Origin of the sequence: Streptomyces sp. R-74717 (genome assembly GCF_047305335.1) — a bacterium.
Classification (GTDB): domain Bacteria; phylum Actinomycetota; class Actinomycetes; order Streptomycetales; family Streptomycetaceae; genus Streptomyces; species Streptomyces atratus.
In genome coordinates this window covers 7166895-7185405 of sequence record NZ_CP102361.1, presented here as the reverse complement: position 1 = coordinate 7185405, position 18511 = coordinate 7166895, and the positions used below count along the sequence as shown (strand labels likewise).

Sequence of the window (18511 nt, the reverse complement as noted above, 5' to 3'; positions counted from 1 at the left end):
GCCGTGGTCGAACGATCTACCGAGCCACGGCCGAAGTGTCGGAGACCGATGGCCGGATCAGTGAAAACAAGCCAGATCCCCCGCTTTCCTTTACTTTTTATTGACCCAGCCCGATACAACCCATGCAGTCGGCACCAAAGCTTCACAGCGCCCCCCTGGCGCCGTCCCGACCAGCGCTTTTCAATGGCCTGCACCATGTCATTCCTTCGCGCTCTGCTCCGTACCGCGCGCATGATCCGGCACTCCCCCCAGGGGTCCGCCGGACTGCCCGCGGACGACGCGGTGCTGCTCGACGCCCCCGACGAACGGCTCTCCCCGGCGCTTGTCGCCGCCGCCCTCGGGGAGTACGAACCGGCCGCGAAACTCCTCGCCACCACCCGGGACGGCGCCGAGTGGGAGGACCGGGACCGCTACCTCAGCCGGCTCGCCACGTTCGCCCGCAACCGCGACAGATGGCTGACCGACTGGCTCGCCGCCGCACCGCACGACCCGGACGCGCTGCTCGTCAAGGCCGAGCTGGCGGTCCGCCGGGCCTGGGAGTCGCCCGTCCGGGCAGAGCAGCTGCGCGAGGTGGGACCGCTGATCACCGCGGCGGCCGAGAGCGACCCCCGCGACCCGGTGCCGTGGCGGCTCGCGCTCGACCATGCGCGCGGCACCCATGCCACGCACACCATGTTCGAGGCGCTGTGGGAGCAGGCGATCCAGCGCTCCTCGCACCACTACGGCTGCCATGTCGCGGCGCTGCGGTATCTCTCCGCCGCCTGGTACGGCTCGCACCGCGAGTGCTTCGACTTCGCCGAGCGGGCCGCCGAGGACTCGCTGCCCAGCTCACTGGTGCAGGCGCTGCCGCTGCGGGCCGCCTTCGCCCTGCTGATCGAGGGGCCGGACGTACGGACCACCTCGGTGCAGGAGGAACGGATCGACGCGGCAGTGGATCTGACGATCACGCTGTCCGCCTCGTTCGCGCCCGGCGATCCCTGGCCCGCCGAGGTCCGCAACCTGCTGGCGTACGTGCTGGTCGCGCGGGGCCGCTGGGGCGAGGCGCTGGAACAGTTCCGGCAGATCGGACTCCATGCTGCGTCGTTCCCGTGGTCGTCGGTCTCCGACGATCCGCTGGGCCGGTTCCTCGACGCGAGGGACGAGGCGCGGCTCCGGGTGGCCTGTGCGACGCCCTTGTCGGGCCGGGCCGACCGAGGTCGGCCCCGCGGCCATTACGCTTGACCGTTGTGACCACCGCTCGCCTGCCTCTGTTCCCGCTGAACGCGGTGCTGTTCCCCGGCCTCGTGCTGCCGCTGAACGTCTTCGAAGAGCGTTATCGCGCCATGATGCGCGAGCTGCTGAAGACCGACGACGACGAACCCCGCCGCTTCGCCGTGGTCGCGATCCGCGACGGCCGCGAGGTCGCCCCGACGGCCGCCGGAATGCCCAAGGCGGTGAGCACCCCCGCCGAGCGCGGTCCCGCGGACGGCTTCGGCCCCGACCCGATCCAGACCTTCCACCGGGTCGGCTGCATCGCCGACGCGGCGAAGATCCGGGAACGGCCGGACGGCAGCTTCGAGGTCCTCGCGACCGGCACCACCCGGGTCAAGCTGCTCTCCGTCGACGCGAGCGGCCCCTATCTGACGGCCGAACTCGAAGAACTGGACGAGAAACCCGGCGAGGAGGCCGGCGCACTCGCCGAGGGTGTCCTGCGGGCCTTCCGCAGCTACCAGAAGCGACTGGCCGGGGCGAGCGAACGCTCCCTGACGACGGGGGCGGACCTGCCCGACGACCCCTCCGTCGTCTCCTACCTGGTCGCGGCGGCGGCCGTATTCGACATCCCGTGCAAGCAGCGGCTGCTCCAGGCACCCGACACCGCGACCCGGCTGCGCGAGGAACTGACGCTGCTGCGCTCCGAGACCGCCGTCATCCGGCATCTGCCGTCCCTGCCCGCGGTGGACCTGACGCGTGCGCCGACCCACCCCAACTGACTGACGACCGACCGACCCGAGGACCCTCCCCCGTGGCGAAGAAGCCGAAGAAGCAGCAGCAGTCCGGCGGCACCCCGGCAACGGTCGCACTGACCGCGGCCGGCACGGCGTTCACCGTCCACTCCTACGACCACGACCCGGCGTCGGCCTCCTACGGCGAGGAGGCGGCCGAGGCACTGGGCGTCTCCCCCGACCGGGTCTTCAAGACCCTGGTCGCGGACGTCGACGGCACACTCACCGTGGCGGTCGTCCCGGTGGCCGGCTCCCTGGATCTCAAGGCCCTGGCCTCCGCGGTGGGCGGCAAACGAGCCGCGATGGCCGACCCGACAGCCGCAGAACGCACCACCGGCTACGTACGGGGCGGCATCTCCCCCCTGGGCCAGCGGAAGCGGCTGCCTACGGTGCTGGACGCGTCGGCACAGTCCCACGAAACAATCTGCGTCTCGGCGGGCCGCCGCGGCCTGGAGGTCGAACTCGCCCCCACGGATCTGGCGTCCCTGACGGGGGCGGTGTTCGCGGAGATCGGCCGGGAGTAGCCGCCCTGGGCACTTCTCGGCCCGGCGCTTGCGGGTGCCGTTCAGCCTGCCCGGCGCTGGAGGACGCTTTCAGCCCGTCCGGCGTTTGAGGACCGGCGTCCGGGGCGGAGCCCCGGTCCGGAAAGGGGCGGGCAGGGGACAAGCCCCGCGCAGCGGCCCACCCCTCACCGGCACCCCGCGCTCCGCACCCTGTCTAAGACCGACCGGCACATGGGGGTGGGAGAAGGAGCGGGGCTGGGTGCGTGCAGCTGCAAGGCGGCGGAGGGAGGCAACGCGAAGGGGGCCCCATGCCTTCAGGGCTATGGGGGGGGGGTTGTCGACTGACGACAACGCCGGAGGGGGTCCCCCCTGGCCCTTAATGCCTTGGGGGAGTGCGTGCCCAGCCCCGCGACGCCGCCCCCCATGTGCCGGTCGGTCTAAGACTCAGTCGGCGGCACAGGCGGCACACCCCCACCCGCGGGCGACGGCCCCGCCCCCGGTACAGGCCCACCCGCGGCCCACCCCGGAAACACACCCCACTCCGGCTCCGGATCCCGCGGCCCGAACCACGCCGTCAACCCGAGATGAACCGCCATCGCCCCCAGCGGCCACGCCAGCAACGCCGCCTTCGCCCGCAGCTGAAGCGGCGCATCGAAGACCACACCCTTGCCGACCGCTCGCGCGTGCGCGACCACGTCCTGGTCCGGCCCGAGCCACACCCCCAGCCGCCAGGCCAGCAGCGAACCGAGCAGCCCGCCCAGCGCGAGCCCCACCACCAGGGCGATTCCGCCACGCCGCTGGAACAAGAAGACCAGCGCCGCGGAGAGCGCACCGAAGGCCAGCGCCAGCAGCACGAACGTACCGTCGGCGCCGATCGCCTCCTCGCCCTCACTGTCACTGAGGAAGACGGCCGTGCTGTCGGAGATCAGCGGAACCCGCGGCGCCAGCCACAGCCAGAGGAGTCCGAGCCCGATGCCGAGGACGGTCACGAGAACGGTGACAACAGCGGCACGCAGCAGATCCGACCGGAGATTCCGCTCCTCCTGCGACTCCAGCAGGGCGCCGGAGTGGGCGGCACCCGGGCCGCCGGGACGACCGGGCCCACCCTGACCACCCCATTTCGGCGGGGTCTGCCAGGGGTCGTTGGACGAGGGCTGGTGAGGCGGCGTCAGAGGTGCGGTCACCTTGCCATCGTGCCAGGCGTCCCTGTGCCGCGCCTCACCGGACCGCTGCCCTGCGGTACGCCCAGGTGGCCGCAGCCAGCGAGAGGACGCCGACGACGGCGCAGACCGCGAGATCCAGGGCGACGACCGCCCAGTCGGGGTGGGTGTCGAAGGACCGGGAAAGCGCCTCTACACCGTACGTGGAGGGCAGCAGATCGCGGGCCCAGCCGATCGGCCCGGGCAGCCGGTCGGCCGGAAGGACGCCGAGCAGCAGCGCCGCCGACATGCCCAGCTGCCCGAGCAGCGTGGCCAGCTCCTGCCGGGGCGCGAGCAGCCCCATCGCGGCACCGAGCCCGGAGAGCGCCGCCCCGGAGAGCGGGATGACGGCGACGAGCACCCACAGATGCGTCAGCGGCAGTCCGAACAGCACGCTCCCCGCCACGGCCGTGACGATCGTGCCGGGCACGGTGAAGGAGGCGTATGCCCCGGCCGCACCGAGCACCACCGCGGCGGGCGGCACCGGCAGGGTGGCGTAGTGGTCGAGTCCGCCGCCGGCCCGCAGCTGCCCGAAGTACTGGGCGAGCAGGTTGAGCGCGACGAAGGCCACCACGAGGACGCTGGATCCGGCGACGACGGCGCGCGCCTCGGAGCCGCCGTCGACGACCCCGCGCATCAGCACCATGATCCCGACGGACTGGAAGGTCGCGACGAAGAGCAGCGGGATACGGGCGACCCTGGCCCTGGACAGCTGGGCACGGTAGACGGCCGCGAGCGAGGGGAACAGCCGGGCCCCTGGCGCGAGCGGCGCGGGAGCTGCCTCTTCCTGGCCGGCACGGCCGTCATCGGCGGTCCGGACGGGTCCGGTCACCGCCTGCGCGGGAACGATGCTCGTCACCTGGCGCTGCTCCTGTTCGCTACCTGCCCGGCCACGCATGCGCATCCGGTCGCCCCGCCCGCGCCGGTCATGACTTCACCAGCCCCTTGGTCGCGTCTCCGCCGAGCGCGAGATAGACGTCCTCCAGGCTGGGCGTCGCCAGCGTGAAGTCGTCGAGTGCGGCAAAGGCCGCGCCACCGGTCACGGTGGCGACCGCCGCCCGCGCCTCGTCGGGACCGAGCCTCAGCACCCAGCGCCGCCCGGACTCCTGGGCCGAGCCGCGCAGCGCGGCCACTTCGGGCACGTCCAGGGGCGCCTGTTCGCGCCACACCAGCTCGACCCGGACCTCGCCGGCGACACGTTCCTTGAGCCCGGTCGGCGTGTCGCAGGCGATGACCTGGCCGCGTTCGATCACGGCGACCCGGTCGAGAACCGTCTCGGCCTCGATGACGTTGTGGGTGACGAGCAGCACCGTCGTGCCGCGTTCGGCCCGGCGCCGGTCGACGGCGGCCCAGACGGCGCGCCTCGCGACGGGGTCCATGCCGGTCGTCGGCTCGTCCAGCACCAGCACCGGCCGCTCGCCGACCAGCGCGGCCGCGAAGCAGGCGAGCCGCCGCTGTCCGCCGGAGAGCTTCTTCAGGGGGCGTCCCGCGATCTCGGTGAGGCCGAGTTCGTCGAGCACGTCGTCGCGCTCGGAGCGGGCGTCCCGCACCGCGAGGCCGCGCAGCCGTCCGGTGGTCTCGGCGGCGAGCGACACGGTCAGCTCGTCGAGGGCGGTGGACTCCTGCCCGAGGTATCCGATCAGCCGGGAGGCCCGCTCGGGATGGCGTACGAGGTCGTGGCCCAGCATGGTGACACTGCCGGAGTCGGGCCTCATCAGCCCGGTGAGCTGCCGCACCAGGGTGGACTTTCCGGCGCCGTTGGGGCCGAGGAGGCCGAAGATCTCGCCGCGCCGCACATCCAGGCTGATCCCGTCGGTGGCGCGCACCTCAGGTGTGGCGGGTGCACCGCGGCGGCCGCGGGCGGCGGGATAGGTCTTGACCAGATCACGCACCGCGCACACGGTCCCGGTCGCCGTCTGCGCCTGTGCTGTGCCCGTACTCACGAGGTACGAGAGTACGGGGTCGGATGCCCCGTATTGCGCCCGGGGCCATGCCGGTCGGACGCCGACGCCGCAATCGCAGGCGGGGTTGCCCGCCCGCACGGCCGTTGTGCCGTCAGTCGCCGGACGGGCTCGTCCGCTCCACCGCCGGGGCGTGTTCCGCAGCGGCCCGTACATCGATCTCCCGCCAGAATCCGGCCCGGATCGCGTAGCGGTCGTGCTCGTCGATCTGGTCGTCCTTGTGGGCGAGCAGGCCGAACCGTGCCGCGTACCGCAGCAGTTCGCCGTCGATGCGGTGCGGGATGCGCGGATACATGGTCGACAGCTTCTGCAGATGGACGGTCTCCGGCAGCCGCTCCATCCAGCGCCGGGCGAAGACCTGGCCCACCTCGAAGGGGTCGCCGCCCACGGTGGTGATGTCCTCCTCCCGGTCCGCCCAGCGCTGCTCGGCACTGGTGAGCTGGGCCAGCGTCGGGAGGGACGCGGTTTCGGCGGGCTCGCCCAGCGGTCCGCCGCGTTCCATCCAGCCCTTGTCGGAGGACCAGCGCAGTGTGGCGTTGGCGGGCGACGGCTGGGTGGGCTGGGCGCCGGGGCCGCGGAGGCTGCCCGCCAGGTCCTTGGGTGTGGGGACGCCCCTTCCGCCGTGGCCGGGCCGGTCGGCGGTGGAACTCTCCTCGGGCGGCGGCACCGCACCATTGCCGGCGGCCGCGGCCTGGGCCTCCGATGCCCGCTCGGCGGAGGCAGCGAGGGCCGCCTCGGGCAGCGGTGCGGAGAGGATCGCAGCGATCTCCGGTCGGGGGGCGGGCGGCGGGGCGCAGACACCGCCGGTCTCCTTGGCCCGTACGGCCTGGGTGATCCAGGCCCGGTCGAGCACCCTTCGTTCGTCGGCCTCGGCGACCAGGTCCTCGGACTGGTTGTAGTCGCCGTCGGCGGCCTGGACGGCCCACAGATGGACGGCGACGCCGTGTTCCTTGGCGGACATCAGGCCGGGCAGCAGATCTCCGTCACCGGTCACCAGCACCACGTCGGAGCAGGCCCGGTTCCTGGCCAGTTCGGTGAGCTCGGCGTGCATCGCGGCGTCGACGCCCTTCTGCGCCCAGCGCCCGTCGCTGCGGGTGAGAGCACCGAGCCGGACGGTCACCCGGGGCATCACACGAAGTCTGCGGTGCTCGGGCTGCGGTACGCGGTCGGGGGCGCCGTCGAACCAGTAGATCCGAAGCAGCGGCTGCCGCGTATCGGCCTCTGCCAGCTCGCGCAGGCCCCGGATGAGGGCCGCGTGGTCGACGGTGATGCGGGAACGGGCGGGCTCCCCGGCCAGCAGACTCGCGGCTGCGCCCAGCAGGTAGCCGGCGTCCACCAGGACGACGCAACGGTCCACGCGTTCCACCCTCTTCCAGAAGTTCGGGTGTGGTCTTTGCCAAGGGTTTCCTTCGAGTCTGCCCGACCGCGCAGGGGTTGACGGCCGGAACTCGATCATCGGCGTGGCGGATCCGGAAAACGGCGCATGATACCCCCTCACTACGCACGGTAATGATCCAACATGCACGCTTTACCCCGCTATGTGAATCTGAACGCGGTCCTGGCCCCGAGAGTCCCCGTAGGAGGAACACCATGGCCAAGAACAAGAACCGCAAGCAGAGCAGCCGGCAGAACCGCGCGTCGGATCCGGAGCGCGGTGCGGAAGAGGCCAAGTCGACGGGTTACGACTCGCAGATACAGCCTCAGTCGCAAGCCCAGGGCAGCCCTGCTGATGTTGCCCGTAAGCACCAGCGGCGCTTCGGCCACAACTGACCGGACGGGTCCCCGGTCACGGCCGCCGGCCGGGTGGCCGAGAGGGGCGCTCCCGCTTTCGCGGGGCGCCCCTCTCGTATCGTCGGCCGTGAACCGGCTCAGCCGGCCAGGCAGGACGGCCCGAGCAGCACCTTCAGATCGCCGAAGAGCGCCGGGTCGGGCTTCACCCGGTGCCGGTCGAGCCGGAGCACCGTGGTCTTGCGGGGGCCCTGGAGCCTGATCCGCACCTCGGTGTCGCCCCGGTGGTTGCTGAGGACCTCGCCGAGGCGGCTGACCATCGGCGGGGTGATCTTGACCGTGGGGATGGTCAGGACCACGGGGGCGTTGGTGCCGGCCGACGAGATGTCGGGGACCTGCATCTCCATGGCGACGAGCCGGGGCACGTCCTCCCGCTTGTCGAGACGTCCCTTGACGAAGACGACGGTGTCCTCGACGAGCTGGGTGGAGACCAGCTGGTAGGTGGCGGGGAAGAACATGCACTCGATGGATCCGGCCAGGTCCTCGACGGTGGCGATGGCCCAGGCGTTGCCCTGCTTGGTCATCTTGCGCTGCAGGCCGGAGATGATGCCTCCGACGGTGACGATGGCACCGTCGGAGTGCTCCCCGCCGGTCAGCTGGGAGATCGAGGAGTCGGCCTTGTCGGACAGCACGTGTTCCAGACCGAAGAGCGGGTGGTCGGAGACGTACAGGCCGAGCATCTCGCGCTCCTGGGCCAGCAGGTACGACTTCTCCCACTCGATGTCGGAGAACTCCACATCGAGCCCGAAGCCCGGCTCGTCGCTCTCCTCCTCGCCCATGCCGCCGAAGAGGTCGAACTGGCCCTCGGCCTCCTTGCGCTTGACCTGCACCACGTTGTCGATCATCGGCTCGTGGTGGGCGACCAGACCCTTGCGGGTGTGCCCCATCTCGTCGAAGGCGCCGGCCTTGATCAGCGATTCGACGGTGCGCTTGTTGCAGACGACTGCCTCGACCTTGTCCAGGAAGTCGGGGAAGCTGCTGTACTTCCCCTTCGCCTTGCGGCACCGGATGATCGAGTCGACGACGTTCTGACCCACGTTCCGCACGGCCGTGAGGCCGAAGAGGATCACGTCGTCGCCCTGCGCGGCGAAGTTCGACAGCGACTCGTTCACATTGGGCGGCAGCACCTTGATGCCCATGCGACGGCACTCGTTGAGATAGACCGCCGACTTGTCCTTGTCGTCCTTGACCGAAGTCAGCAGCGCCGCCATGTACTCGGCGGGGTAGTTCGCCTTGAGGTACGCGGTCCAGTAGGTGACCAGGCCGTACGCGGAGGAGTGCGCCTTGTTGAAGGCGTAGCCGGCGAACGGGACCAGCACGTCCCACAGCGCCTTGATCGCGGCGTCGGAGAAGCCCTTCTCCTTGGCGCCCGCCTCGAAGAGGACGAAGTTCTTCGCCAGTTCCTCGGGCTTCTTCTTGCCCATCACGCGGCGCAGGATGTCGGCCTCGCCGAGCGAGTAGCCGGCGACGATCTGGGCGGCCTTCTGCACCTGCTCCTGGTACACGATCAGGCCGTAGGTGAGGCCGAGGACCTCCTTGAGCGGTTCCTCCAGCTCCGGGTGGATCGGGGTGATCTCCTGGCGGCCGTTCTTGCGCTCGGCGTAGTTCGTGTGCGAGTTCATGCCCATCGGGCCCGGCCGGTACAGGGCCGAGACGGCGGAAATGTCCTCGAAGTTGTCGGGCTGCATCTGGCGCAGCAGGGAGCGCATCGGACCGCCGTCGAACTGGAACACGCCGAGCGTGTCACCGCGGCAGAGCATTTCGTACGTCTTCGGGTCGTCCAGCGGGAGGCCGAGCAGGTCCAGCTTGACGCCCTTGTTGCTCTCCACCATCTTGACGGCGTCGTCCATGATGGTCAGGTTCCTGAGGCCCAGGAAGTCCATCTTCAGCAGGCCGAGCGACTCGCACTGCGGGTAGTCCCACTGCGTGATGGTGACGCCGTCGGTGTGCCGCACCCAGATCGGGGCGTGGTCGACGATGGGCTCGCTGGACATGATGACGCCTGCGGCGTGCACGCCCATCTGCCGGACCAGGCCCTCGACGCCCTTCGCGGTGTCGATGACCTTCTTCACGTCCGGCTCGTTCTCGTACATCCCCCGGATCTCGCCCGCCTCGCTGTAGCGCGGGTGCTTGGGGTCGGTGATGCCGTTGAGGTCGATGCCCTTGCCGAGGACGTCTGCGGGCATGGCCTTGGTGAGCCGGTCGCCCATCGCGTACGGGTAGCCGAGGACACGGGCGGAGTCCTTGATGGCGTTCTTCGCCTTGATCTTGCCGTACGTGCCGATCATGGCGACCTTGTCGGCGCCGTACTTCTCCGTCACGTACCTGATCACTTCGACGCGCCGACGCTCGTCGAAGTCGATGTCGACGTCGGGCATGGAGACGCGCTCGGGGTTGAGGAACCGCTCGAAGATCAGTCCGTGCTCGATCGGGTCGAGGTCGGTGATGCCCATCGCGTACGCCACGATCGAACCGGCGGCGGAGCCCCGGCCGGGGCCGACCGCGATGCCGTTGTTCTTCGCCCACATGATGAAGTCGGCGACGACCAGGAAGTATCCCGGGAACCCCATCTGGATGATGATGTCCATCTCGTACTCGACCTGCTTCTGCCGGTCCTCGGGGACACCTCCCGGGAAGCGCCGGTTCATGCCGACGCGGACCTCTTCCTGGAACCAGGTGATCTCCGTGAAACCGTCCGGGATGTCGAACTTCGGCATCAGGTCGCGCTTCTCGAACATGCCGGTGGTGTCGATCTGCTGCGCGACCAGCAGGGTGTTGGCGCAGCCCTCCTGCCAGGCGTCGGAGGAGTCGACGGCGTACATCTCGTCGGTCGTCTTGAGGTAGTAGCCGGTGCCGTCGAAGCGGAAGCGGTCCGGGTCGGAGAGGTTCTTGCCGGTCTGGATGCAGAGCAGGGCGTCGTGCGCGGTGGCCTCGTGCGCGTAGGTGTAGTGCGAGTCGTTGGTCACCAGCGGCGGGATGTTCAGCTTCTTGCCGATTTCGAGTAGCCCGTCACGGACCCGGCGCTCGATCTCGATGCCGTGGTCCATCAGCTCCAGGAAGTACTTGTCCTCGCCGAAGATGTCCTTGTAGTCGGAGGCGGCCTGGACCGCCTCGTCGAACTGGCCGAGCCGCAGCCGGGTCTGCACCTCGCCCGAGGGGCAGCCGGTGGACGCGATCAGGCCCTCGGACCACTGGGCGATGGTCTCCTTGTCCATGCGCGGCCACTTCTGCAGCCAGCCCTCGGCGTACGCGTCCGAGGACAGCTTGAAGAGGTTGTGCAGGCCCTTCGCGTTGGACGCCCAGATCGTCTTGTGGGTGTAACCACCCGAACCCGAGACGTCGTCGCGCTTCTGGTGCGGCTGGCCCCACTGGATCTTCCGCTTGTGCTTGCGCGACTCGGGGGCGACGTAGGCCTCGATGCCGATGATCGGCGTGACGCCCGCCTTCTGCGCCGAGTGGAAGAAGTCGTAGGCACCGTGCAGGTTGCCGTGGTCCGTCATCGCGATGTGCGACATGCCCATTTCGTTACAGGCAGCGAACATGTCCTTGAGCCGCGCGGCACCGTCCAGCAGCGAGTACTGGGTGTGTACGTGAAGGTGCGTAAAGGGCGGCTTGGTCACGGCGTCGGGCCTCCGGGGAAACAGGCAATGACTGACTGGGGGGACAGCGTGGAAGTCTACGTCTCCGAGGTGACAACCGAGGGGCACTCCCGGGTACGGTCGCGCGTTGAAGGGGCTGAGAAGCCCATCCCGTTTGTCATGCACGTCAGGTACCAGGAGGCACCCAGAGATGTCGGAAGCGCAGACCGGCGCAGCGCAGCGCGGGGAGCAGATTCTTGAGGTCTTCGACACCGCGTTCGGGGAGCTGCTGGCCGCCGATCCGGCAGCCTTCCGGGTGAAGTTCCGCAAGATGGCGGGCTCGGCGTTCGCCTTCTACCGGGGCACGGCATGCCTGTTCTACAACGACCTGGAGCGGGAGCGGCACGGCGGCCCGTACCTGGACGAGCGGACCGGCCGGGTGTGGATCCACGGCGATCTGCACGCGGAGAACTTCGGCACGTACATGGACGCCAACGGCCGGCTGATCTTCAATGTGAACGACTTCGACGAGGCGTACGTCGGCCCGTTCACCTGGGACCTCAAGCGGTTCGCCGCCTCCGTCGCGCTGATCGGGTACGCGAAGGCACTGGGTGACGACCAGATCACCGAGCTGGTCCGGGTCTACGCGGCGGCCTACCGTGAGCGGATCCACGCACTGGCGACGGGCGCGAAGAACGACGAGGTACCGCCCTTCACGCTGGACACGGCGCAGGGCCCGCTGCTGGACGCGCTGCGCGACGCCCGGTCGCTGACCCGGTTCTCGCTGCTGGACTCGATGACGGAGATCCGGGACTTCGAGCGCCGGTTCGCGGCGGGCGGCGGCTCGATCGACCTGGACGCGGCGACGCGCTACAAGGTGCTGTCCGCCTTCGACGGCTATCTGGAGACGCTGCCGGAGTCCAGCCTGACCCGCCCCGACTCCTACCGGGTGAAGGATGTCGTCGGCCGTCGTGGCATCGGTATCGGTTCGGCCGGGCTGCCCTCGTACAACATCCTTCTGGAGGGCAACAGCGACGCCCTGGAGAACGATGTGGTGATCTACCTCAAGCAGGCGCAGACCCCCGCGGTCTCCCGGCACATCACCGACGCGGCCGTGCGCGAGTACTTCCAGCACGAGGGCCACCGCACGGTCATCTCGCAGCGCGCCCTGCAGGCGCACGCCGACCCGTGGCTCGGCTGGACCGAGCTGGACGGGGCCGGGCAGCTGGTCGCCGAGGTGTCTCCGTACGCGGTCGATCTGGACTGGTCCGACATCGACGAGCCGGAGGAGATCGCCGCGGTCGTCGCCGACCTCGGCCGGGCGACGGCGACGATGCACTCCGCGGCGGACGACGAGAGCGGCCACTCGCTGGTGCCGTTCTCCACCGAGCGGGCGATCGACGCGGCGATCGCGGCGGACGAGGAGGGCTTCGCCGGCCTGCTGGTGGACTTCGCGCACAGCTATGGTGCCCGGGCCCGCGCCGACCACCAGATCTTTGTGGATCTCTTCCGCAACGGCCGCATTCCTGGGCTGTAGGGCTCCGCACCCGACCGGGCCCCTTTAGGAGTCGCTTACAGGTTCGCATGCGACACTCCTCGACGATGGACATATCCGGGACGCAGCTCAGAGTCGTTCGCGCGGCGCTTTTCACAGCGCTCGTCGTGACGCTCTCCGCTGCGTCCCATGTGCTGCTCTCCCAGGTCTCGCTGCCACTGACCGTCGTCGCCCTGCTGGCCGGCGTGGTCTTCGCCGTGGCGTACGCGCTGGCCGGCCGGGAGCGCGGCTTCGGGGCGATCGCCGGACTGCTGGTCCCGCTGGAACTGGCCGCCGACACCGTGTTCACCACCGGCCAGCACCTCTGTTACGGCGCGGCAGGCGGCCCGATCGCGGGGCCGCTGCGCTCGGTCGGCGTCGATGTGCTGTGCGGCGGCGGTGACATCGGTGCCGGTGCGCCCGAGGTCGGTGACATCGGCACCCCACTCACCTCGGTGACCGGTGGCGGACACACGGCGGTCGCGCTGCTGGCCTCCCCGGGCCCGGCGGTGCCATGGCTGCTGCTCGCCGCCCATGTGACGGTCGGTCTGCTCGCCGCGGCCTGGCTGCGGCGAGGCGAGTCCGCGCTCGTCGCCCTGCTGGGCGCGGTCGCCGTCCTGGCGTTCCGGCCGCTGCTGATCGCGGTCGCCGTGGTGGGTACGGTTTGCCGCTCTGTACGTCGCAGGGTGCGCCCCGCCGGACGCGGCCCGCACCTGCTCGTACACGCCCGTCTGCTCGTGCACTCCGTGGGACGGAGGGGACCGCCGCGCTCGGCCTGCGCCATCGCCTGAGCACGCACATCCCTGACGACGTATCACCCCCACCATGGAGAGACGAACATGAGCAAGCGCAACAGCCAGGCCAACAAGTCGGCGGCCCGCGAGCGTCTGCGCGCCGAGCGCGAGCGCCAGGCCAAGAAGGACAAGACCCGCAGGCAGATCATCGTCGGCGTCTCGGTCGTCGGCGTCCTGGCGGTCGTGGGCCTCGGCACCTGGGGCTTCATGCAGCTGAACAAGCCCTCCCAGTGGGAGGCTGCCAAGGACGCGAAGAACGTGACCGCGCCCAAGAACACCTCGGGCGAAGACGGCACCACGGTCGTCATCGGCAAGTCGAGCGCCAAGAAGACCCTGGAGCTGTACGAGGACCCGCGCTGTCCGATCTGCGCCACGCTCGAACAGGGCGTCGGCGAGCAGGTGCACAAGGATGTCGACGCCGGGAAGTACAAGATCAAGTACATCGGTGCCACGTTCCTCGACGGTGAAAACTCCATCAACGGCGTGGGCTCCAAGAACGCACTGAGCGCGTTCGGCGCCGCACTCAACGTCAGCCCGCAGGCGTTCCTCGACTACAAGGCCGCGCTCTACTCCGCGAAGTACCACCCGGAGGAGACCGACGACAAGTTCAAGGACGACGCGTACCTGATCAAGATCGCCGACACGGTCGACGCCCTGAAGGGCAACAAGGCGTTCCAGAAGGACGTCGAGGACGGTACGTACGACAACTGGGCGATGAAGATGTCCGCGACGTTCGAGAAGAGCGGCGTGAGGGGCACCCCGACACTGAAGATGGACGGCAAGACGCTCACCGGCAAGGACGGTCAGAACGCGCCGATGACGGTGGACGAGTTCACCACCGCGATCGACAAGGCGCTGAAGGGCTGAAGCAGGCCGTTCGGGCAGCTCCGGCCTGCCAGCGGCGCACCGATCCGAGCGGCGGCGGAATCCACGGATTCCGCCGCCGCTCGCTTGCCCCCGCACAAGGTCGGCACCCGATAAAACTGCGTTGACGTGCACCGGACCACCTGAAAAGATCTCCGCCTGTTGGCAAGTGATGGATCTTTCGGGAGGGGTTCCTTTCATGAGCATTTCAGGAACGAAGACACGCCGCATAGCAGTCGTCGCATCCTTCGCGGCGGCCACCATGGCCCTGTCCACCAGCACGGCCATGGCCGGGACCGACGCGATTGCCTACACGAACGACGCCGGGTGGGGAGGCTGGGCCAAGTTCGTTTCCAATGGCGACAGACTGGACGTCTGCGACACCAGGGCGGACGGCAAGCGGGTGCACGGCGAACTGCTCTACACGACCTCGACAGGCAGCTACCGGCGGGTCGCCGAGGACACCGACGGCGCCAACAACGCCTGCGCCAGCAAGAGCGGCGACATCCCTGAGGGAACCTCGGTGACTGTGCGCGTATGCCTCAAGGACGGCGCCAACGGTGCCGAGGAGTACTGCGCCACCAAGCGCGGGACCGCCTGACCCAGCCATAAGGTCCGGTCACCGGCGGCACCCAGGATGGGCATGTAGTGACGGGCAGGCGAACTTCCTTCGTTCGCCTGCCCGTTCGCTATACCGGTCAGTAGGGTTCTCCTCCGTGACCAGTCGACACCTCTCTTCGCCGATATCCGCCCCCAGCCGCCGCACGGTCGTCAAGGCCGCTGCCGTCACCGCCGTCGCCGCGCCCGTGCTCGGCACCGCCACCACCGCGCGTGCCGCGGACGGGCCCGCGTTCCTGCACGGCGTCGCCTCCGGCGACCCCCTCCCCGACGGCATACTCCTGTGGACCCGCGTCACCCCGTCCCCCGACGCCGTGCCCGGCTCAGGCCGTGGCGCCGATACGGCGGTGCGCTGGGAGGTCGCCGGGGACAAGGAGTTCGCCCGGGTCGTCGCCCGGGGCACGACCGTCGCGAAAGCCGCTTCCGACCACACCGTCAAGGCCGATGTGCGGGGTCTGAGCCCGGCCACCACCTACTGGTTCCGCTTCTCGGCGGGCGACGGTACGGGAACCTTCTCGCCGGCGGGCCGCACCCGTACCGCGCCGGCGGCCGGAGCTGCCACGCCCGGTGTGCGCTTCGGGGTGGTGTCGTGCGCCAACTGGGAGTCCGGATTCTTCTCCCCGTACCGGCATCTCGCCGCCCGCGCCGATCTCGACGCGGTGCTGCATCTCGGCGACTACATCTACGAGTACGCGTCCGGCAGTTACCCGGACGCCAAGTACGTCGTACGGCCGCACGAGCCGAAGCACGAGATCCTGACCCTCGCCGACTACCGCACCCGGCACGGCAACTACAAGGCGGACACCGACCTCCAGACCCTGCACGCCACCCACCCGATGATCGCGATCTGGGACGACCACGAGTTCGCCAACGACGCCTGGTCGGGCGGGGCCGAGAACCACACGCCGGGCACGGAGGGCTCCTGGGCCGACCGGGCCGCGGGCGCCAAGCAGGCGTACTTCGAGTGGATGCCGGTCCGCGCCTCCACCGAGGGCACCGTCTACCGGCGGCTGCGCTTCGGCAACCTGGCCGATCTGCACCTCCTCGATCTGCGCACCTTCCGCTCCCAGCAGTCGACGATCGGCAACGGCTCGGTCGACGACCCGGACCGCACGATCACCGGCCGGGCGCAGCTGGACTGGCTGAAGTCGGGTCTGGCCGGCTCGGACGCCACCTGGAAGCTGGTCGGTACGTCGGTGATGATCTCGCCGGTCGCGTTCGGTTCCGTACCCGCGCATCTGCTGGAGCCGCTGGCCGAGTTGCTGGGGCTGCCCGCGGAGGGTCTTGCCGTCAATGTCGACCAGTGGGACGGCTACACGGACGACCGCAAGGAGCTGATCGCGCATCTGCGGGACCGGTCGATCACCAACACGGTCTTCCTGACCGGCGACATCCACATGGCGTGGGCCAATGACGTACCGGTGAAGGCGGCGACGTATCCGCTCTCGGCGTCGGCCGCCACCGAGTTCGTGGTGACGTCGGTGACGTCGGACAATCTCGACGACATCCTGCACGTCGCACCGCAGACCGTCTCGGTGGTGGCTGCCGCAGCGGTCAAGGCCGCCAACCGCCACGTGAAGTGGGTGGACATGGACTCGCACGGCTACGGCGTCCTCGATGTGACCGCCGAGCGCTCGCAGATGGACTACTACGTGGTCTCCGACAAGACGGAGCGGGACGCGACCTCCGCCTGGACGCGTTCGTACCGGACACTCAGCGGGACGCAGAAGGTCGAGCGGGTGGACCGCCCGGTGCGCTGAGGGTCTGTTTTCAGCCACTCAGCTCCATGTTGACGGCGCATTACATCACTACGGCGGGTGGTGTGACCCCGGGCTCCAATGGGGACAGACCGCCCGCCGGGGTAACGCGGGACGTTACGTCCGCGTCTCAAACCCTGGAACACACAGAATTATTTCTTCCTGTTTCCCCGGTTTGCCCCACGATTGATTGGGCTTGATCGATTCTCCTCAAGATCTGACATGCGCACGTAACCTCCCGGCGGCGGGTGAGGAAATTCCTCCCCCACACATCCGCGAGGAGTCCCTGTGCGCGTTCTTGCCCGTATATCGCCGCGTATACGTAACCGTGCGATCGGCACCGCCGTCCTGGCCGGAACCCTGGCCCTGGCACCGCTCTCCGCCTCCACCGGCTCCGCCGCCGCAAAGGCATCCGCCTCCTCCGCCTCCTCCGCGTCCGCCGCATCCGCCGAGAAGTGCGCGAGCGAGGCGAGCACCGGCGCCACCGCGCGCGAGGCGCGCCCCTCGGGCACCAACCACGCCGCTGACCCCAATGAACTCACCACGTCCCAGGCCAAGGCCATGGACACGCAGCTCAAGGAGAGACTCGCGGACCGCCGGGTCAGCGGCTCCACGCTCGCTGCCGGAGCGACCATCCCTGTCTACTTCCACGTCATCCACTCCGGCACCACCGGCAAGCTCACCGCGGGCGACATCAGCAGCCAGATGAACGTGCTGAACGCGGCCTACAGCGGCCAGGGCACCGGAAACACCGACTCCGGCTTCCAGTTCTCGCTGGCCGGCACCGACTACACGGACAACGCCTCCTGGTACAACCTCTCGTCGGGCTCCGCCGCCGAGAAGTCGATGAAGTCGACCCTGCGCAAGGGCGGCAAGAACGCGCTCAACGTCTACACCGCCAACCTCGGCGGCGGCCTGCTCGGCTGGGCCACCTTCCCCAGCTCGTACGCCTCCAGCCCGAGCATGGACGGCGTCGTCATCCTCGACGCCTCACTGCCCGGCGGCTCCGCCACCAACTACGACGAGGGCGACACCGCCACCCACGAGGTCGGCCACTGGATGGGGCTCTACCACACCTTCCAGGGCGGCTGTAGCGGCAACGGCGACTACGTCTCCGACACGCCCGCCGAGAAGAGCGCCGCGTTCGAGTGCCCGACCGGGCGCGACACCTGCACCAACAAGACAGGGGTCGACCCGATCCACAACTTCATGGACTACACGTACGACTCCTGCATGACCCAGTTCACCTCGGGCCAGGTGCAGCGGATGAGCGACAGCTGGATCGCCTACCGGGGCTGATCCTCCCGCCCGCGCGAAGGGCCCCGCGACGCACGGGGCCCTTCGCGCGGTCACAGCGTGGCGAGGAAGCCGAGTGCGACCTTCCAGGCCAGCTCGGCCGAGGCCGCGTCGTGGTCCGGCAGTTCGGGGTCCGTGAAGAGATGACCCGCACCCGGATAGCGGTAGACCTCGACATCGGCACCGGTCCGCTGCATCTGCAGATACCAGGAGTTCAGCCAGTCGTGCGTCTCGAACGGGTCCGGGTCCGCGACATGCAGTTGTACGGGCAGCTCGTCCACCGAGGCGTTCTCGGCGATGTCCGAGGTGCCGTGGAACAGCAGCAGACCGCGCGCCTTCTCATCACCGAGCGCCAGGGTCTGCGCGGTGGACGCCCCGAAGGAGAATCCCGCGTACACCAAGCCCCGGTCGGAGTAGGGCGCGGCGGCCAGTACTGCCCTCCTGAGCAACTCGTCCTTGCCCACCTCTTCCCTGAAGGCCATGCCTTCCTCGACGGTTTCGAAGGTGTGCCCCTCGAAGAGATCGGGCACCTGCACCTCGTGCCCGGCGGCACGCAGCCGGGCGGCGGCCGCGTGCACCGCGGGGCGCAGACCGTACGTCGAGTGGAAAAGCATGATGTTCATGAGGCCAATGGTGC

16 protein-coding genes are annotated in these 18511 nt (G+C 69.4%); 10 read left to right on the top strand and 6 right to left on the bottom strand.

Annotation, left to right across the window (positions count from 1 at the left end; all coding sequences use genetic code 11):
* The first annotated feature begins 183 nt into the window (after window positions 1-183).
* From NRF20_RS32895 to ybaK, 3 genes are read left to right on the top strand one after another with little or no spacing between them, the layout of a single operon-like run.
* Window positions 184-1221 (top strand): hypothetical protein, encoded by a 1038-nt coding sequence (locus NRF20_RS32895; protein WP_398629612.1) that lies wholly within the window; start codon window positions 184-186, stop codon window positions 1219-1221.
* Between the two features lie 5 nt (window positions 1222-1226).
* Window positions 1227-1970: an LON peptidase substrate-binding domain-containing protein gene (locus NRF20_RS32890; RefSeq protein ID WP_266362018.1), complete on the top strand. Its 744-nt coding sequence runs from the start codon at window positions 1227-1229 to the stop codon at window positions 1968-1970.
* 32 nt (window positions 1971-2002) lie between these two features.
* A complete protein-coding gene (ybaK, locus tag NRF20_RS32885) occupies window positions 2003-2506 on the top strand; it encodes a Cys-tRNA(Pro) deacylase (protein WP_398629613.1) in 504 nt (167 codons plus the stop codon).
* A 416-nt stretch (window positions 2507-2922) separates the two neighbouring features.
* Here ybaK and NRF20_RS32880 read toward each other — a convergent pair whose 3' ends face one another.
* The 4 genes from NRF20_RS32880 to NRF20_RS32865 all read right to left on the bottom strand — a co-directional run bounded on the left by NRF20_RS32880 (window position 2923) and on the right by NRF20_RS32865 (window position 7011).
* Window positions 2923-3669 carry an ABC transporter permease gene (locus NRF20_RS32880; protein ID WP_398629614.1) on the bottom strand — a complete coding sequence of 249 codons (747 nt, stop codon included), beginning with the start codon at window positions 3667-3669 and terminating at the stop codon, window positions 2923-2925.
* A 34-nt stretch (window positions 3670-3703) separates the two neighbouring features.
* Entirely contained in the window at window positions 3704-4582 is an 879-nt protein-coding gene (locus NRF20_RS32875; protein ID WP_413754634.1) for an ABC transporter permease, read from the bottom strand.
* A 28-nt stretch (window positions 4583-4610) separates the two neighbouring features.
* Window positions 4611-5585 carry an ABC transporter ATP-binding protein gene (locus tag NRF20_RS32870; RefSeq protein ID WP_398629742.1) on the bottom strand — a complete coding sequence of 325 codons (975 nt, stop codon included), beginning with the start codon at window positions 5583-5585 and terminating at the stop codon, window positions 4611-4613.
* A 154-nt stretch (window positions 5586-5739) separates the two neighbouring features.
* Window positions 5740-7011: an NYN domain-containing protein gene (locus NRF20_RS32865; protein ID WP_266362012.1), complete on the bottom strand. Its 1272-nt coding sequence runs from the start codon at window positions 7009-7011 to the stop codon at window positions 5740-5742.
* 224 nt (window positions 7012-7235) lie between these two features.
* Here NRF20_RS32865 and NRF20_RS32860 point away from each other — a divergent pair, with 224 nt between their 5' ends.
* A complete protein-coding gene (locus tag NRF20_RS32860; protein ID WP_398629615.1) occupies window positions 7236-7415 on the top strand; it encodes a hypothetical protein in 180 nt (59 codons plus the stop codon).
* A gap of 98 nt (window positions 7416-7513) precedes the next feature.
* Here the strand turns inward: NRF20_RS32860 and dnaE are convergent, their stop codons facing one another.
* Window positions 7514-11053, bottom strand: a complete 3540-nt coding sequence (dnaE, locus tag NRF20_RS32855; RefSeq protein WP_413753799.1) for a DNA polymerase III subunit alpha — start codon at window positions 11051-11053, stop codon at window positions 7514-7516.
* Between the two features lie 169 nt (window positions 11054-11222).
* Between dnaE and NRF20_RS32850 the strand changes: the two genes are divergently transcribed.
* The 6 genes from NRF20_RS32850 to NRF20_RS32825 all read left to right on the top strand — a co-directional run bounded on the left by NRF20_RS32850 (window position 11223) and on the right by NRF20_RS32825 (window position 17877).
* Window positions 11223-12548, top strand: coding sequence for a DUF2252 domain-containing protein (locus NRF20_RS32850; protein ID WP_398629617.1), 1326 nt, complete (start codon window positions 11223-11225; stop codon window positions 12546-12548).
* Window positions 12549-12613: 65 nt separating this feature from the next.
* Window positions 12614-13336 (top strand): hypothetical protein, encoded by a 723-nt coding sequence (locus NRF20_RS32845; RefSeq protein WP_398629618.1) that lies wholly within the window; start codon window positions 12614-12616, stop codon window positions 13334-13336.
* A 48-nt stretch (window positions 13337-13384) separates the two neighbouring features.
* Window positions 13385-14206: a DsbA family protein gene (locus NRF20_RS32840; protein WP_398629619.1), complete on the top strand. Its 822-nt coding sequence runs from the start codon at window positions 13385-13387 to the stop codon at window positions 14204-14206.
* Window positions 14207-14402: 196 nt separating this feature from the next.
* Window positions 14403-14804 carry a hypothetical protein gene (locus NRF20_RS32835; RefSeq protein WP_398629620.1) on the top strand — a complete coding sequence of 134 codons (402 nt, stop codon included), beginning with the start codon at window positions 14403-14405 and terminating at the stop codon, window positions 14802-14804.
* 115 nt (window positions 14805-14919) lie between these two features.
* Complete coding sequence (locus NRF20_RS32830; RefSeq protein WP_398629621.1) at window positions 14920-16581, top strand: alkaline phosphatase D family protein; 1662 nt, start codon at window positions 14920-14922, stop codon at window positions 16579-16581.
* A 285-nt stretch (window positions 16582-16866) separates the two neighbouring features.
* Window positions 16867-17877, top strand: a complete 1011-nt coding sequence (locus tag NRF20_RS32825; protein ID WP_413753798.1) for a zinc metalloprotease — start codon at window positions 16867-16869, stop codon at window positions 17875-17877.
* A gap of 50 nt (window positions 17878-17927) precedes the next feature.
* Here NRF20_RS32825 and NRF20_RS32820 read toward each other — a convergent pair whose 3' ends face one another.
* A complete protein-coding gene (locus NRF20_RS32820; protein ID WP_398629743.1) occupies window positions 17928-18506 on the bottom strand; it encodes a dienelactone hydrolase family protein in 579 nt (192 codons plus the stop codon).
* Window positions 18507-18511 lie beyond the last annotated feature (5 nt).

Bases quoted from the DNA above. Each gene is read 5' to 3' on its own strand.
- NRF20_RS32875 (WP_413754634.1), bottom strand. From the start codon at position 4,582: ATGCGTGGCCGGGCAGGTAGCGAACAGGAGCAGCGCCAGGTGACGAGC.
- NRF20_RS32840 (WP_398629619.1), top strand. From the start codon at position 13,385: ATGAGCAAGCGCAACAGCCAGGCCAACAAGTCGGCGGCCCGCGAGCGT.
- NRF20_RS32845 (WP_398629618.1), top strand. From the start codon at position 12,614: ATGGACATATCCGGGACGCAGCTCAGAGTCGTTCGCGCGGCGCTTTTC.
- NRF20_RS32860 (WP_398629615.1), top strand. From the start codon at position 7,236: ATGGCCAAGAACAAGAACCGCAAGCAGAGCAGCCGGCAGAACCGCGCG.
- NRF20_RS32835 (WP_398629620.1), top strand. From the start codon at position 14,403: ATGAGCATTTCAGGAACGAAGACACGCCGCATAGCAGTCGTCGCATCC.
- NRF20_RS32895 (WP_398629612.1), top strand. From the start codon at position 184: ATGGCCTGCACCATGTCATTCCTTCGCGCTCTGCTCCGTACCGCGCGC.
- NRF20_RS32850 (WP_398629617.1), top strand. From the start codon at position 11,223: ATGTCGGAAGCGCAGACCGGCGCAGCGCAGCGCGGGGAGCAGATTCTT.